Source organism: Actinoplanes sp. NPDC051494 (assembly GCF_044454705.1).
GTDB lineage: Bacteria > Actinomycetota > Actinomycetes > Mycobacteriales > Micromonosporaceae > Actinoplanes.
Genome location: NZ_JBITDZ010000002.1, coordinates 370918 through 386740, shown reverse-complemented (window position 1 = coordinate 386740; position 15823 = coordinate 370918). Strand labels below are relative to the sequence as shown.

Sequence of the window (15823 nt, the reverse complement as noted above, 5' to 3'; positions counted from 1 at the left end):
TCGATGGAGGTTGACGGATGAGGTACGCGGCGGTCGGGGACAGTTTCTCCGAGGGGATGGGCGACGAGCTGCCGGACGGCACGCCGCGGGGGTGGACCGACCTGGTCGCGGCCGGCCTGGCGGGCACCGCCGACGAGCCGGTGGAGTACGCCAACTTCGCCATCCGGGGCCGGCTGCTGCAGCCGATCGTCGACGACCAGGTGGAGACCGCGCTGGCGCTGTCACCCCCGCCGACGCTGATGACGCTCAACGGCGGCGGCAACGACATGATGCGCCCCGGCAGCGACATGCCCCAGCTCGTCGGGCTGCTCGACCGGGCCATCAAGCGGGTCACCGAGGCCGGCGTGCGCCTCGTCGTGATCAGCGGGGCCGACCCGGGCGACCGGCTGCCGTTCGGCGGCATGATCCGCCGGCGGGGCGAACTGCTCACCACCGCGACGATCGAGCTGGTGGAACGCTACGGCGCACAGCTCGTCGACGTCTTCCACGACGTCGAGATCCGCCGTGCGCCGTACTGGTCCGCGGACCGGCTGCACCTCAACGCCAACGGCCACCGGCGGGTCGCGGGCCTGGTCCTGACCGCGCTGGGCCGCCCCGGCACCGCGCACGTCGTCGACCCGGGCCCGGCCGAGAGCCGCCGGGTGCTGGCCGAGGCGAAGTACTACCGCGAGCACGTCCTGCCGTGGGTCACCCGGCGCCTGCGCGGTCAGTCCTCCGGCGACAGACGCTCCCCCAAGTACGTCGACTGGACGCCGATCAGCCCGGCCTGAGCCGTAACCGCCCGGTCATCGCCGGGACACGGGCGTGCCCGGCGTCATCCGCAAGGACCACTTCTACGTGGTCGGCTCCCCTACGTACACCACACGATAGGTGATCTCATCAGCCGGCTTCTCCTCTGACTGGATCTTGATGACGACGTAACGTTTCCTGTCGGTTATCACGCACACCAGCATGCCGGGCGCCACAGCTATCGCGGTGTCCCACCGGGGCGCCTCGGAACAGGCCTGTTCCGAGGCGGTCTTGACGACGTGGTACCGGGCGCCCTCGACGATTGGCCGGTCGCTGAGGAACCACTTGAGGCGCAGGTCCATACCGCTGGCTTCGATCGCCGGATCGAGATCGTCCCCGTCGTCGCCGTCCGCGATGACCGAGGGTTTCTCCGGGAGCAGGCTCGCCGATGATGCCACGCCACCCTGATCGCCGGATGCCGGGCCGGAGAGCAGGATCGGGCTCGAGAACGTCAGGAGCGCGCCGATCACCGCCAGGGCCACCGCGCCGACCGCTTCCCAGCCGAGTGCCTGGTTCCAGCGCCGGTGCACCATGACCAGGGCTATCGCGAAGATCGTGAGGCCACCGAGGGCAACCAGGCCGGCGCTCCACCGCGGCGGCAGGTTCCAGACGTTCGGCAGGTCGGCCACGAGACCGATGACGAGTGCCGCCGAGCTGATGGTCGACCCGATCGTCAACCGCGTCGCCCATGGGTGCCGGGTGGTCCCGGTTTCTTCCTGATCCATTGCTGTCCACTCCGCCAAGAGGAAAGCCAGGACTGTAGGGCGGGTGGAGCGTCTCAGACAGGTGAACTGACGAACGCCTCTGTCGGGGTCGCGACAGCCTGGACATCGTCGTGCTCGGCTGCGACGCCGTCAGCGAGCCGCACGAGGCCGCCACGACGTTCACGATCCGGCTACCCGCCGACCGGCCCGCGCCCCCCGAGCGTCATCCCGGCGGGGTGGCCGCCGGCGAGGTCAAGAGCGGCAGGCCGGGGCGGTGAAGCCCGGGTGGGCGCCGGCGGTGAAGCGGCAGCCGAAGTCCGCGGCGGCCACCGTGCGGCGGTTCAGAATCGCGTCGCCGGGTGGGCGGTGGCCGGTGCGGGCCCAGGTGGTCAGGTCGTCGAACGCGCGGGTGAGTTCGGACTGGGTGAAGTCGCAGTGGCCCACACCGCGGATCGCCCGGGAGACGAACAGGTTCGAACGGCCATGCGCCGCGGCGCGGCGGGCGTAGACCTGTTCCATGGAGAACGGTACGAACAGGTCGCCGATGTCGTGCAGGGACAGCACCGGGATCCGGGGGTTGCCGTCGACGCGGGGGATCCCGTCGAGGCCGGGGTCCGCGGTGGCCGTACGGCGTACCCGAAGCACTTCTTTGTTGAGCTTGCGTTCCGCGGCGGTGGGCAGCGGGCGGTCGGTGCTGCGGTAATAGGTGTGGCGGTTGTCGGTGACGTTGCCGGGCGCGATGCCGCCGGTGCCGCCGGAGACACCCGGGTAGAGGCCGAACAGGAACGGCAGGTCGGTGAACGGCTCGATGGACGGGGCGGCGTTCCAGTAGGCGAACGCGCCGTCGAAACCGGGCCGGTCCCCGCCGCTGCGCCGTTCCACCACGTCGGACCACGTCCGCCCGGTGATCGGGAGCATGCGCTTCACCTGGGCGCGCCACTGTTCGGCGTACGCGTCGGTGGGGTGCAGTGGGAAGGTGATCTGCACGCCGGTGAGGGCCGCGGCGGTGACGTTCGCGTCGAGGAAGTAGTCGTAGAGCTCGGTGTCGCCGAGCACGCCGCAGTAGGGCATCGCGGCGGTGAAGGCGCGGGGGTATTCCTCGATGCCGACGGCGGTGATGTGCCCGCCCATGGACTTGCCGCTCAAGTAGACGTCGCGGGCCCGCCGGCCGGTCTCCTGCCGGAAGATGTCGATCAGGGCGTGCGAGTCGCGGACGCCCTGGCCGACGTCGTAGCCGTTGGTGGCGTAGCTGGACGCGGCCCACGCGAAGCCCCGGGCGACGTAGTGCGCGCGCAGGTCCGGGTTGTCGACGTAGACGGTGGTGCCGGTGCCGCGGTAGCCGTGGGCGAACACGACGAGCTCGCCGTTCCACGCCCGGGGGACCTCGATGCGGTAGGCGGCGCCGTCCCGGATTCCGGTGTGGACCCGCGAGATCGGGGTACCTGAGGCATCGGTGAGGGGCCGGAACGGGGTGCCGTCGAGGTCGCAGTCCGGATCCGCGACCACATAACCGGGACGCGGACTCGGCGCCGGAGTCTCGCAGGCAGCCGCCGCCCGCGCCGGCGTGGCAGGGGCCAGCAGCGCCAGGACCAGCACGGAATGTTTCCACTTCATCACCACAGCGCTACCTCCCGGTAACATACAACGGCTCACGTCGATACCTGTCAAGGGCAAGGGTTTTCCCTGATTCGTCGAGGCCCGTCGATGCCTAACGTCCAGCTCACGTCATCAGGACGACCCATCGTCCGCCGGACGTAGAGCGCGCCCGACACCTCGGGCGGACAAGGAGTGCCCGCGTGAAATCCCGAATCCCCCTGGCGGTCGCCATGGCGACCGGCGCCGTGGCCGCAACGGTCGCGGTGGCGGTCTCCGCACCGGCAACCGCCCAGCCGACCTCACCCGCGGCGAGCCAGGCGAAAGCCGCCGACTCCGCCAAGGCCCTGGTCGCACAGCGCCCGGCCTACCTGCACGCCGGCGCCGACGACGGCTTCGTCCAGAAACCGGTGATCTCCTCGGCCGGCATGCAGTACGTCCCCTACGAGCGGACGTACAAAGGCCTGGACGTGCGCGGCGGCGACTTCGTGGTCATGACGGACTCCGCCGGCGCCACCAAGTACACCTCGGTCGCGCAGAGCGCCCCGATCACCGGCCTCGACGTCACACCGAAGCTCGCCGCGGACAGCGCCACCGCGCTGGCCCGCAAGCAGCTCGTCAAGACCATCGCCGACGAGGGCACCCGGCTCGTCGTGGTCGCCGAGGAGGGCTCGGCGCCGAAGCTGGCCTGGGAGACCACGGTGCTCGGCACCGGCGCGGAGGGCCCGAGCCGGCTCACCGTCGACGTCGACGCGCTCACCGGCACGGTGCTCAAGACCACCGAGCACGTCACCGACGTCGCGGGCACCGGCACCGGCTGGATCAACGGGTCGGTGTCGATCAACACCACCCTGTCCGGCTCGACCTACTCCCTGCAGGACCCGACCCAGACCACGCTGCGCTGCCAGGACGCGTCGACGAACACGACGTTCTCCGGCACCGACAACGTGTGGGGCAACGGCACCGGCACCAACAAGGAGACCGGCTGCGTCGACGCGTTCTACGTCGCGCAGAAGCAGACCGCGATGCTCTCGGCGTGGCTGGGCCGCAACGGCCAGAACGGCAGCGGCGGCGCCTGGCCGATCCGCGTCGGCCTGAACGACCAGAACGCGTACTACGACGGCACCCAGATCCAGATCGGCAAGAACACCGCCGGCCAGTGGATCTCCTCGGCCGACGTCGTGGGCCACGAACTGGGCCACGGCATCGACGACACCACCCCCGGCGGCATCTCCAACGGCAACACCCAGGAGTTCGTCGCCGACACGCTCGGCGCGGCGACCGAGTGGTACGCCAACAACGCCAACGACGCTCCCGACTACCAGGTCGGCGAAGAGGTCAACCTGGTCGGCAGCGGCCCGATCCGCTACATGTACAACCCGTCGCTCGCCGGCGACGACAACTGCTACTCCAGCAGCACCCCGAGCGACGAGGTGCACGCAGCGGCCGGCCCCGGCAACCACTGGTTCTACCTGCTCGCCCAGGGCACCGGCGGCAACGGCCAGCCCGCCAGCACCACCTGCAACAGCACCTCGATCACCGGCGTCGGCATCCAGAACGCCATCAAGATCATGTACAACGCGATGCTGCTGAAGACGTCCAGCTCGTCGTACCTCAAGTACCGCACCTGGACGCTGACCGCGGCCAAGACGCTCTTCCCGAGCGACAACTGCGCCACGTTCAACACCGTCAAGGCAGCCTGGACCGCCGTCAGCGTCCCGGCCCAGACCGCGGACCCGACCTGCACGGCCGGCGGCACCACGCCCCCGACCACCACGCCGCCGACGACCACCCCGCCGGCCGGCACCTGCACCGGCACCAACGCCACCGACGTGACCATCCCCGACAAGGGCGTGGCCGTCTACAGCGACATCGCCCTGCCGTCCTGCTCCAAGACGCTGACCACGGCCTCGATCGCGGTCAACATCGTGCACACCTACCGCGGTGACCTCACCGTCGCGCTGGTCGCCCCGGACGGTTCCGCCTATTCCCTGAAGGGCAGCAGCTCCTCGGACAGCGCGGACAACGTGAACACGACCTACACCGCCAACGTGTCGAGCGAGGCCTCCGCGGGCACCTGGCGCCTCAAGGTCCAGGACGTCTACACCGGCGACACCGGCTACATCAACAGCTGGACGCTCACCCTCTGATCCGACCCGTTCCACGGTGGGGCCGGTGCTCACGCACCGGCCCCACCCGCATGACCGGCCGACGTCATTCGATCACGTGCCGATCCAGCCGGTCACCACGGTACGGGCGGGGAGCTGGAGGCGTAGGCGGACGGCGCCGTGGGTGGGGACGTCCACGGTGAAAGCGCCGGTTTCGCCGATGGGGGCGGCCGTGGATGTTCCGTGGGCCGACTGGCAGTGGACCGTGCCCGCGGACGGCGGGGTCAGCTGGCCGGTGAGGCCCGGGCCGGGGTCGAGTTCCGCGTCGATGCGGTAGCCCTCGCCCTCGAAGACCAGCAGGCGGGTGGCGGCGCCGGAGCGGGTGGCCAGGGCCCCGGTGGGCAGCTGGCTGTCGAAGGACATCTCCAGAAGCGTGAGTTCCTCGTCGATCGTGCGCCAGGCGAAGGCCGCGCGGGCCGCCTCGGCGAAGTCCGGGGGCAGGGGCTCCTCGGCCAGGGCCTCGCGGAGCTCGGCGAGCAGGACGTCATCCCACGGTTGCTGCGTCACGCGGCGTCTCCTTCCGGGAGCCGGCGAGGGCGGCCAGGGCCGGGCACAGGCGCAGCTTGTCGACGCATCGGCCCCGGGTCGGGCCGATGCTTCCCACCGGTACGCCGAGCCGGGTCCCGATCTGTTCGTAACTGAGCGGGGGGTCGGCCAGGAGCAGGTCCACCAGGCCCCGGCAGCGCGGTGACAGCTGGGCGTAGGCGTCTCTCAGCGCCGACCGCCGTTCCGCCGCGAGCAGCTGCTCGTCGAGGTCCCCGGCCGTGGGGGCGGCGGTGTTGACGACGGTCTCGGCCGCGCCGTCGAGGGGGTCGAAGAGCCAGGTACGGCGGTCCTTGCGCAGCAGGCGCACGCATTCGTGGCGGGTCGTCTGGGCGATCCAGCCCGGGAGCGCCTCGGGTTCGCGGATGCGGTCGAGGTGCTCGACCAGCCGGAGCCACACCGTCTGGTTGACGTCGGCGGCGTCGGCGCGGCTCAGGTCGTACCGGCGGATCACGGCCATGACCAGTGGGCCGAACCGGTCGATCAGGGTTTGCCAGGCCCGTTCGTCACCGCCTGCGGCGGCCCGGGTGAGTGTGGCGACCGGCGCGGTCATGGGACGAGCACCCCGTAGCCTTCTTTCCAGTGCGGCTGATTCAGCAGGTGGTTCGCGGCGGCCCCGGCACTCAGGCCCTTCGTGCTCATCAGGGCGGCGATCCGGCCGGCCACGTGGGGTGCCGCGAACGACGTGCCGGACCAGCGCGCGAAGCCCTCGAAGTGCTGCTGGGGCGCGTTCTTGACGTCCAGCGAGCCGGTCACGTACGTGCTGGTGCGGGTGCCGGCGGCGCTGGCGTCGACCCAGGGGCCGAAATTGCTGTAGGACGCCGGCAGGACCGCGATGCCCTCGGTCTCGGCCGCCGCGACGGCGATCACCCCGGGCAGGGCGGCGGGCCAGGCCGGACGGTCACTCGCGGCATTGCCCGCGGCGGCGACGACCACGACGGTACGCCGTAGGGCCGCGATCCGGTCCGCGATCGGCAGCGGCGGCACGTCGTCCTGGGTGCGGCAGCCGAGCGACAGGTTGAGGATCCGGACGCGCCGGTCGAGGCGGTCGATCGCGGCGACGAGCATCTCCTCGTCGCCGATGCCGGTGCCGGACAGCGCGACCTCGGGGTCGAAACGGACACCGGGGGCCGACGCCCGCAGCACCCCGGCCACGAACGTCCCGTGGCCGCCCTGCAACGCGAGCTTGTCGTCGTACAGATAAAGGGTGTCCTCGTCGTCGGGTTCGGGTTGGTAGGCACCGCCGAGGCGTTTGTCGTGGAACTGGGCGGCGTCGCGCCAGATGCCGGTGTCGCAGATGCCGACCAGCACTCCCCGGCCCCCGCCGTGCGGGTGGGGCAGGGCCGGTGCGGCCACCGGGATCGGGCCGGTGCCCGGGTTGCCCATGATGTTGTCGTAACCGACGAGCACGTGGTGCGGCTGCACGGCCGGGGGCCGGCCCCGCCACTGGCCGCGCTCGCGCAACCGGGACACCAGGGCGGGGATGTCGGTGTCCGCGCCGAGGCGGAACCGGGCGACGGTGCCGAAACCGTCGTCGCGTTCGAACGGGATGCCGGCCCCGGTGAGCCAGCGGGTGACACGGGCGACGTCACGGCGGGCGACGAGCAGCTGGCCGGGGCGGTACAGGAATTCCGCGCCGGGTCCGGTGTAGGCGCGCACGTCCGGGTCGGCGGCCACCGCGGCGAGGAAAGCGGCGTCGTAGGGATCGGTGGGACCGTCCGGGTCGGCGGCGGCGGGACCGGCACCGAGCGGGAGCAGGCCCGCGCCCGCGGCCAGTGCCGACCATCGCAGCAGGCCTCGTCGGGTCAACTGGCGGGCCATTCGGGTCCTCCCTCACGGTGAATCCACAGGAATCGGGTGAAATCTAACCCCGTGCCGGGCACGGCCAACGGTGAAAGGCCGACATGATGGGCAAGTGGCGGGTACCGGACAGTCGTGGCGAGCCGCCGCCCAGGACGCGCTTGACGCGGTACAACGCGACCCCCGCGAGGCGCTCACCATCGGACGGTCCGTGGACGCCGGATCCGGCGACGACGGCGAGCGCTCGGTGGCGGTCCGGGCGCTCGGGCTCGCGTACCGGGAACTCAACGATCTCCCGCGGGCCGTGACCCACCTGCGCCGCGCGGTCCGGCTCGCCACCGGCGCCGGGTCGGCGGAGCTGACCGCCCTCGCCCGGATGAGCCTCGGGTACGTGCTGGCCAACAGCGGCCGCAACGCCGCCGCGCTGCGCGAGGTCACCGCCGCGCTGAACGACCTGACCGGCCTCGACGCGGGCCGCGCCCGGATGCAACGCGGCGTCGTGCTGCACTACGCCGGACGGTACGAGGAGGCGGCCCGCGACTACACCGCCGCGATCGAGATCGCCCGCCGGGAGCACGAACCGTTGCTGGAGGCCCGCGCCCGCAACAACCGGGGGCTGTGCCGCACCCGCCGCGGCATGGCCCGCGGCGGCGACGACCTGCGCCGGGCCGAGGAGATCTTCACCGCGCTGGGCCTGGACCTCGCGGCCACCGACACCCGGTGGAACCTGGGTACGGCCGCCGCGCGCCGTGGCGACGTGGCGGTCGCACTACGGGCGTACGCGGAAGCGGACCGCCGGTACCGCGAGCTGGACGTGCCCCGCCCGGCCCTCGCGCTCGACCGGGTCGAACTGCTGCTGTCGGTGCCGCTGCCGGCCGAGGCCACCGGGACCGCGGACGTCGCGGTCCGGGAGCTGCGGGCCCGCGGGATGGACTCCGACCTCGCGGAGGCGCTGCTGGCCCAGGCCCGGGCCGCACTCGCCGGCGGTGATCACGTGGCGGCGGCCGGACTGGCCCACGACGCCGGCGCGGCGCTGCGCCGGCAGGGCAGACCGGCGTGGGCGGCGCTGGCCCGGGCGGTGGAACTCCAGGCGTGCGGTGCCGGGGGCACGCTCACGGTGGCGTCGCTGGCCGGGATGCGGCGCACCGCCGGGCAGCTCGACGCGACCGGCTGGCCCGGCCAGGCGCTCACCGTCCGGATCGCGGCGGCCCGGCTGGCCACGGCGTCCGGACGCGACCGCGAGGCCCGCACGCTGCTGACCCGCGCGGCTCAGGCCCGGCGCGGCGGCACCGCGGCCCGCCGGGCCCAGGGCTGGCTCGCGGCGGCACTGCTGCACCGCCTCGACGGTGACGACGGCGGCGCACTGAAGGCACTCCGGCGCGGCCTGGACGTCCTGGACTCACACCGGGCCTGGTACGGGGCGACGGAGCTGCGCACCAGCAGCGGAGCCCAGGGCCGCGACCTGGCCGCCGAAGGCCTCGCCATCGCCCTCGGCCCAGCAGGTGGGGGCGGGGCCGACAGGGGCGGGGCCGACAGGGGCGGGGCCGGGCGGGCGGCGCGGGTGCTGGACTGGGCTGAGCGGTGGCGGGCGAACGCGCTGCGGATGACGCCGGTGGTCGCGCCCGCCGATCCGGAGCTGGCCGCGGTGCTGACCGAGCTGCGCGGGGCGAGCGCGGCCGTCGACGCCGCCACGCTCGCCGGGCAGCCCGCCGTGGCCGACCGGCGGCGGCAGCGGGTGCTCGAGCAGCGGGTACGGGAACTGACCCGCCAGGCCGCGGGCGCCGGAACGCTGACCCGGCCGCCCGGTGTGGCCGAACTCGCGGCCGCGCTCGGCGACGCCGTACTCGTGGAGCTGATCGCGCACCGCGGTGGGATCCTCGCCGTCGTGGTCCGCGACGGCCGGGCCGGGCTCCACCGGCTCGGCGCGCTCGCGGACGTCCGGAACTGCTCGCGGCAGCACCGGTTCGCGCTGCGCCGGCTGATCACCCTGCCCGACCCGGCCGCCGCGTGGGCCGCCGCCCGGCAGGCCGCCGACGCCCTCGACCGGCAGCTGCTCGCGCCGATCCGGGACCGCATCGGAGACCGGCCGCTGGTCGTCGCACCGATCGGGGACCTGCACGCGCTGGCCTGGGCCGCCCTCCCGTCGTGCGCGGGACGCCCGGTCACCGTGGTGCCCTCGGCCGCGTCGTGGCTGCGGGCGCGGACCGCCGCCCCGTCCGGCACCGGATCGACGGTGCTGGTCGCCGGGCCCCGCTTGCCCGAGGGTGAGCGGGAGGTCGCCGCGCTGGCCCGGTTGCATCCCGGCGCGACCGTGCTGACCGGGGACGCGGCGCGGGCGGCTGCGGTGACCCGGCACATGGGCGGGGCCCGCCTCGCGCATGTCGCCGCCCACGGGACGTTCCGGGCCGACGCGCCGCTGCTGTCCACGATCGAGCTGGCGGACGGGCCGCTCACCGCGTACGAGATGGAGGGTCTTGCCCGTCCCGCGGAGATCGTCGTGCTGAGCGCGTGCGACTCGGGGCTGTCCGCCGTGCAGCCGGGCGACGAGGTGCTCGGGCTGGGCGCGGTGCTGCTCGGCGCGGGGACCCGCACCCTGATCGCCAGCGTGCTCCCGGTGCCGGCCGGGCGGACCGCCGACCTCATGATCGGGTTGAACGAACGGCTCCGGGCCGGTGCGGGCCCGGCCGTGGCACTCGCCGGCGCCCAGCTGGACCTGACCCGCGACGGGGATCCGCTGTCCTGCGCGACCGCGGCGGCGTTCCGGTCCATCGGCGCCGGGTGACATCAGGCGGAACGGGTCGGCCGATCATCCGGAAGTCCGGGCGGTGCTTGGTCCGGTCGCGGCGGCCCGCCTAGGTTTGCCTGCATGCCCAATCCCACGTTCCACTACATCGCGGTCGTCGACGTCGAGGGGTACGGCCGGCGGACCATGCCCGTGCAGGCGTCGCTGCGCACGGCGATGTACGAGGTGGTGGAGAACGCGTTCGAGGACGCCGGCCTCGACTGGCCCGCGGTGAGGACGAACGACCAGGGTGACGGCATCCTCATGTTCATCCCGCCGTCCGCCGACCCGGTCGTCCTGGCGGGCCGGTTCGTCCTGGCGATGCACGAGAACCTGCGCGAGAAGGCCGGCTTCTTCTCCGCCGAGCACCAGATGCGCCTGCGGATGGCGCTGCACCAGGGCCCCTGCAGACAGGACAGCCGGGGCTGGGTCGGCGAGGCCATCAACACCGCGTGCCGCCTGGTCGACGCCGACGTCCTGCGCACGGCACTCGCGTCGGCGCCGGGGGCCACGATGGCGTTCATCGCCTCGGACGACATCCACCGCAGCGTCATCCGGCACGGCTTCCGCCACCTCGACCCGGCGACGTTCAGCCCGGTCGACATCGACATCAAGGAGGTACGGGAACGCGCGTGGATCCAGGTGCCGGGTCACCCGCCAGCATGAACGCCCGGTCGGTGCCGGGCAGGGCGACGAACTCGTCGCGGTCCGTGCGCCGGTATCCGTGCCGGATGACCGTGTCGTAGAAGCCGGAGGACACGATGCAGGCCAGCGTGGTGGTCCCGGTGTCACGTGCCGCCAGGCGGGTTGCCTCCTCGATCGGCTCCCCCAGCCATCCGTGCTCGTCGCGGTGGCACAGTCCCTGGGCGACCGCGACCCGCAGCTTCAACCTGAGCCGGTAATGCCTCGCCTGCTCCGTCAGGCAGGCCGCGAGTTCGCGCAGGAACGGCCCGCCGAGGGCCACCGCGTCCGTGCCGGGCGGGGCGAGCAGCACGACACCGGCTCCGCGGTCCAGCTGCTCGATCGTGTCCCAGTCCAGCCGCGCCTCCTGGAACGCGGTCGCGAGGATGCGGTACAGGTCGCTGCGGAGCTGCATCCGTTCGGGATTCGTCCGGGCGGCGAAGTCCTGGATCGACACCGCGACGACGTAGGTGAAAGCCCCGGCCGGGCGTGCGGAGCGGTCGATCACGGTCGCGTCGCCCGTTTCCTGTTCGAGCAGCCGCACCGTGGCGGGTTCGCGCAGCCACGCCCGCTGCTGCGCATCGCGCAGTGCGACCTGCTCCACCGCCTTCAGCGGGGTGGCCTCCAGCCCGCCGGCGACGAACGCGGCCAGCGGCGGACCCAGCTCCGCGGTCAGGCACGGTGCGGCGGTTCGTAGCCGCTGCTGGACCTCGGCACCGGGCGTGGCGGGTTCCGCGCCGGTGGCGAGCTCGCCGATGCGGTCCAGGAGCAGCCGCAGGTGGGGCGTGGCCTGTTCCTGCCCCGCCGCCCGGCGGAGCTGGGCGATCAGCATCCACCGGCGGCTCAGCCCGGTCTCGATCACCGGCCGCACGAGCCGGGGGAACCCGTCGGGATCGACAAGGCCGGCGACCGGGACGACGGCGCGGTCCAGCGTGTACGCCTCGAGCACCGTGTCGAGCGAGGTCCACGCGTTGAGCCAGACGTCCTGGGCGAGTTCGGTGCCCGCCTCGTCGAGGACCGCCACCAGGCGTGACCACGCGTAGGTCGCCTCGATCCGTGGGCGGCGCCAAGCCGGGACGTGACTGTTGCGCAGTGCCATGACATGCCGGCCGAGCAGCTCACCGACGGTGACCCGGGCGGCCCGGATCCCGGCGGTGTCGCCGTGGAAGAACGCCAGCACCGCGTCCAGGCCGGCCCCGTACAGCGCCGCGTCGACATCGTCCTCCCCGGCCGCCTCCGCGTCGGCGAAACTCGCACGGGCGGCGAGCAGCACCGCGCCGACGCCGTCAGCACCCGCGGCGGTGGCCGCCCGGAGCTGGTCCAGGCCGTACTCGTACGCCGCGCCGGGCTCGTCCCGCAGCGCGGTCAGGGTGGCTCTCAGCGGTTCCGCGATCGTCGGGTCGAGGCCCCACCGGTCGAGGGCCACCCCGAGCAGCCGGGGCAGCCGTCCGGCGTAACCGGGGTCGAGGTCACCGACCTGGTCCGGGGTCAGGATGAACAACGTACGCAGGGCGTTGCCGACCCCCGCCACGGCCAGGCGCAGTGCCCCCTCGGCGAACGCCGCCGCGACCAACGGCGAGTTCCCGATCGCGGCGGTGTGCCCGGCCAGCATCGCCAGATGCAGTCGCGCCCCGTGGGTCGTGACGAAAGACGGCGAGCCCAGCAGTTCATCGGTGGCTTCCATCAGCGCGAGCAGGCTCCGCTGCCGCGACAACCCGTCGAGCGCCGCTGCCACCGAGGACTCGGGGACGGCGGCCTCCGCGAGCCTGCGGCACAGCAGCGGAGCGAGGGCTCCGGCCGCCACGTCCCGGTATTCCTCCGGGCCGAGTCGTGGTGGATCGGCGTCGATCGCCGCCAGCAGGCGGTCGATCCCGGCCCGGGTCACCACAACGGCCGGCCCGGGCCGGGGGCGGCGATGACAGCCGAGTCCCGCAGGGCGCGGCGCACGAGGTGCTCGTCGGCGGTGGTCACCAGGATCTGCAGGCCGGGCGTCTCGGCGCAGAGCTGCTCCAGCGCGGCCAGGAGCGCGACCGCGTCGTCGTCCTGGACCTCCTCGGAGCGGGGGCTGTCGATCAGCAGCAGACCGGGATGGGTGGCGATGCCGTGACGGTGACCGCGGCGCAGCAGGGCCACCACGACGGCGATCCGCAACCGGAGCCGTTCCCCGGCCGACTGGGTCCGGAACCACTCCATGGGGCCGCCGGTCTTGAAGACCTGCAGCCGCCCGGACCGGTCGATGGCGACCCGGTCGAGGTTACGGAACCCGAAACCGCGCGCGAGGTCCGCGATGTCCGCGTTGAGGTCGTCGAACACGCCCTCGCCGGCCACGTTCTGGTCGGCGGTGAGCAGGTCGACCGCGGCGTCGAGCACCACGCGTACGTCGTCGTGGCGGTGCCCGGCCGCCGTCGGCAGCGTCTCCCAGGCGGAGGCGGCCCCCTCGAGACGGGCGACCAGCTCCCCCAGCTCACGGCGCCGGCGTTCGGGCCCGCCGGACCGCACCGTGTCGAGGGTCCGCTCGACCTCGGCCAGCGCGGACCGCCGGTCGGCGGCGTAGGAGGCGGCATCGTCGCGACGCACCGACGCCAGGTGCTCGGCGCGCCGGCCGGCCGCCAGCCGCCAGCGGGCCTCCTCCTCGGCCATCTCCGCCGCGTGCGGATCACGGTCACCGGCGGGTTCGGTGCACACGGCACAGACGGCGCCGGAGCGTTCCGCCGCCCGTCGTTCCGCCCGGATCGGTGTCTCGCAGCGCGGGCACACCTTGGGGTCGAGACCGTGGAAGAACAGCCCGGCGCTGCGGTCCTCCAGGAGATCGTTGAGCAGCTTCTCGTCGCGCCGGCGTTGGTGGCGCAGCAGCTCGTAGGTCTCGTGGGCGTCGCGCAGGCCCGCCTCGGCGGTGACGGCACGCTCGGTGCACCGGGAGACGTCGGCGAGCAGGGTCGCGGTCCGCGGCGGGTCCAGCAGGGAGTCCAGCTCGGTACGCGCGGAGTCCAGCCGCCGCAGCACCTCGGCCCGTTGCGACTCGATGAGGCGCCGCACCCGGACCGCGTCGGCGTCGGCCGCCCGCCCGGCCTCCTCGAGCTGGTCGCGGGCCGCTTTCAGGCGGGTCAGCAGCGCCGCACCGGGCAGGTCCAGGAACACCTGGAGCAGCCGGCCGGCGAGGCCGCCCATGACACTGTCGCCGAGCAGCGCCGGGTCCCCGCCCGGCGGCAGATAGAGCGCGCCGTAGTAGGACGGCCAGCCGTAGGTGGCCCGGCCCGAGGCCGCCTGCTTGGACGTCGACTCGAGCTCTTCGAGGTGGAGCAGCTCCATCATCAGTTTCTCGACCCGGGCGGCGAACACGGCCGGGGTCGTCGCGTGGATGACCTGCACGATCGCCCGCTCCGGCCGGGCGGTGCCGGCCCGGGCGAGGCTCACCGGGTCGGGCCCGGACAGCACCCGGCCCTCGACCAGCTCGCCATCCTCGACGGTCAGCCGGAAGCCGAGCGGCCGTCCGGCCACCACGGCGTCGCAGTCGAGGTGCCGCACCCAGCCGCGGACCACGCCCTGCAGATTGGCCCGCGGTGACCCGCGCAGGCACCAGGTGATCAGTTCGAGGACGCTGGTCTTGCCGCGGAGGTTGTCGGCGGCGAGGACGGTGAGGCCCTGCGCGAACCGGAACTCCCGGTCGAACGGACCACCCGGGTCGACCGTCCTGGTTCCCGCTATCCGCAGGCGGGAGAGCCGGATCGGACGCGACAGCGTATCGGTCAGAGCCGGGGCGAAGCCGTGATCACGGAAGATCCGCTCGACGGCCGGCACCGCCAGCCCGGTGCGGACGGCGACCCGGGTCGCGAGATCCTCCCCGTTCACGACGCGCTCACCCCCAGCACGACGGCGTACCGGTCCAGTCGCTCGCGCACCCGGGGAGCGATCGACCCGATGTGTTCACCGATCATGGTGTTGCGGTATTCCTCCTGCTCGTACTGCCGATCCTTGAGATGGGTGCCGCGCTGCCCGTCGGCGAGGCGGGCGACGAACCGGGTCCGCTCCACGAAGTACCCGAACAGGGGTTCCTCGCGCAGGATCCGGTCGGCCGCGTCCCGCCCCGAACGGGTGAGGTAGTAGTCGTGGCGATGGACCCGCGCACTGCTGCCCCGCTTGCGGCGCACGACGAGCCCGGTGCTCGTCAGCACGGCCAGTGCGTCGTCGAGGGATTCGTAGGCTCCGAAGAGGAATCGCAGCATCGGATACCGGCGTACGTGCGGTTCGTCGGAGTCGAGGATCGCGGCGGCCTGCCGGTAGCACTCGAGGTCGCCGTGGCGCTCGAACTCATTGAGCAGTTCGTCGGCGAGGAAGTCCGGATTGCGGACCCAGAAGTCCAGTTTCTGCAGACGGACCTGGCTCTCGAGCACAGCGACGGCATCCGGCGGCCGGTCGGCGGCCGGATGCTCGGTAGCGGCCGGTGGGGGCAGCGGTTCGGCGGCAGCGGCGATGATCAGCAGGATGCGGATCGCATCCTGCGCACGGCTGGTGGCGGGATTCCCATCGACCCTGGTCGTGGACACGGGCCGCATTCTAGGAAACATTACGGGCCCGCCGCCACACCCGGACGCATTACCCGGAACGCCTTATCAGGCGACCCGCTTCGGCGGGGGAATATTCCGGCTGTACTTTTGGCACGTTCGGCGGCATCGGGCACCGGAATCATCCTTGCGTTCCGGATAGGCCCGCCGCAAAATCGACTCACCCATGACGTGTGAGGGATATTTCGTGGCGTGCGGATT

The 15823-nt window shown here is 72.9% G+C and carries 12 protein-coding genes; 4 read left to right on the top strand and 8 right to left on the bottom strand.

The features are described 5' to 3' along the window. Positions 1 to 17: 17 nt before the first annotated feature. Entirely contained in the window at positions 18 to 770 is a 753-nt protein-coding gene (locus ACIA6A_RS08475) for an SGNH/GDSL hydrolase family protein (protein ID WP_396096824.1), read from the top strand. Between the two features lie 63 nt (positions 771 to 833). Here the strand turns inward: ACIA6A_RS08475 and ACIA6A_RS08470 are convergent, their stop codons facing one another. Both ACIA6A_RS08470 and ACIA6A_RS08465 read right to left on the bottom strand, forming a co-directional pair. Next, positions 834 to 1418 (bottom strand): hypothetical protein, encoded by a 585-nt coding sequence (locus ACIA6A_RS08470; RefSeq protein WP_396096823.1) that lies wholly within the window; start codon positions 1416 to 1418, stop codon positions 834 to 836. A 327-nt stretch (positions 1419 to 1745) separates the two neighbouring features. Continuing rightward, a complete protein-coding gene (locus ACIA6A_RS08465; protein WP_396096822.1) occupies positions 1746 to 3107 on the bottom strand; it encodes an alpha/beta hydrolase family protein in 1362 nt (453 codons plus the stop codon). Positions 3108 to 3289: 182 nt separating this feature from the next. On the opposite strand from ACIA6A_RS08465, the gene ACIA6A_RS08460 reads away from it, so the two are divergent. Further along, positions 3290 to 5236, top strand: coding sequence for a M4 family metallopeptidase (locus tag ACIA6A_RS08460; protein WP_396096821.1), 1947 nt, complete (start codon positions 3290 to 3292; stop codon positions 5234 to 5236). Between the two features lie 72 nt (positions 5237 to 5308). On the opposite strand, the gene ACIA6A_RS08455 is transcribed toward ACIA6A_RS08460, so the two are convergent. The 3 genes from ACIA6A_RS08455 to ACIA6A_RS08445 are packed head-to-tail and all read right to left on the bottom strand — an operon-like array spanning position 5309 to position 7618. Next, positions 5309 to 5761, bottom strand: a complete 453-nt coding sequence (locus ACIA6A_RS08455) for a hypothetical protein (RefSeq protein ID WP_396096820.1) — start codon at positions 5759 to 5761, stop codon at positions 5309 to 5311. After that, positions 5739 to 6350, bottom strand: a complete 612-nt coding sequence (locus ACIA6A_RS08450) for an RNA polymerase sigma factor (protein ID WP_396096819.1) — start codon at positions 6348 to 6350, stop codon at positions 5739 to 5741. The genes ACIA6A_RS08455 and ACIA6A_RS08450 overlap by 23 nt, the downstream gene beginning before the upstream one ends. Beyond that, a complete protein-coding gene (locus ACIA6A_RS08445; protein ID WP_396096818.1) occupies positions 6347 to 7618 on the bottom strand; it encodes a S8 family peptidase in 1272 nt (423 codons plus the stop codon). Before ACIA6A_RS08445 ends, ACIA6A_RS08450 begins: the two co-directional genes overlap by 4 nt. A gap of 94 nt (positions 7619 to 7712) precedes the next feature. Between ACIA6A_RS08445 and ACIA6A_RS08440 the strand changes: the two genes are divergently transcribed. Beyond that, entirely contained in the window at positions 7713 to 10379 is a 2667-nt protein-coding gene (locus tag ACIA6A_RS08440; RefSeq protein ID WP_396096817.1) for a CHAT domain-containing protein, read from the top strand. An 84-nt stretch (positions 10380 to 10463) separates the two neighbouring features. Continuing rightward, positions 10464 to 11045, top strand: a complete 582-nt coding sequence (locus ACIA6A_RS08435; RefSeq protein WP_396096816.1) for a hypothetical protein — start codon at positions 10464 to 10466, stop codon at positions 11043 to 11045. Here ACIA6A_RS08435 and ACIA6A_RS08430 read toward each other — a convergent pair. The 3 genes from ACIA6A_RS08430 to ACIA6A_RS08420 are packed head-to-tail and all read right to left on the bottom strand — an operon-like array spanning position 10990 to position 15604. After that, the gene (locus ACIA6A_RS08430; RefSeq protein WP_396096815.1) at positions 10990 to 12948 is read right to left on the bottom strand and encodes a hypothetical protein; all 1959 of its coding nucleotides are present in this window, start codon (positions 12946 to 12948) and stop codon (positions 10990 to 10992) included. The genes ACIA6A_RS08435 and ACIA6A_RS08430 overlap by 56 nt on opposite strands. Then, the gene (locus ACIA6A_RS08425; protein WP_396096814.1) at positions 12942 to 14909 is read right to left on the bottom strand and encodes a hypothetical protein; all 1968 of its coding nucleotides are present in this window, start codon (positions 14907 to 14909) and stop codon (positions 12942 to 12944) included. Before ACIA6A_RS08425 ends, ACIA6A_RS08430 begins: the two co-directional genes overlap by 7 nt. Beyond that, entirely contained in the window at positions 14906 to 15604 is a 699-nt protein-coding gene (locus ACIA6A_RS08420; RefSeq protein ID WP_396096813.1) for a hypothetical protein, read from the bottom strand. Before ACIA6A_RS08420 ends, ACIA6A_RS08425 begins: the two co-directional genes overlap by 4 nt. Between the last annotated feature and the right edge of the window lie 219 nt (positions 15605 to 15823).

Excerpts from the sequence above, each read along its gene's own strand:
- ACIA6A_RS08475 (WP_396096824.1), top strand. The coding sequence starts at position 18 with ATGAGGTACGCGGCGGTCGGGGACAGTTTCTCCGAGGGGATGGGCGAC.
- ACIA6A_RS08465 (WP_396096822.1), bottom strand. The coding sequence starts at position 3,107 with ATGAAGTGGAAACATTCCGTGCTGGTCCTGGCGCTGCTGGCCCCTGCC.
- ACIA6A_RS08450 (WP_396096819.1), bottom strand. The coding sequence starts at position 6,350 with ATGACCGCGCCGGTCGCCACACTCACCCGGGCCGCCGCAGGCGGTGAC.
- ACIA6A_RS08445 (WP_396096818.1), bottom strand. The coding sequence starts at position 7,618 with ATGGCCCGCCAGTTGACCCGACGAGGCCTGCTGCGATGGTCGGCACTG.
- ACIA6A_RS08435 (WP_396096816.1), top strand. The coding sequence starts at position 10,464 with ATGCCCAATCCCACGTTCCACTACATCGCGGTCGTCGACGTCGAGGGG.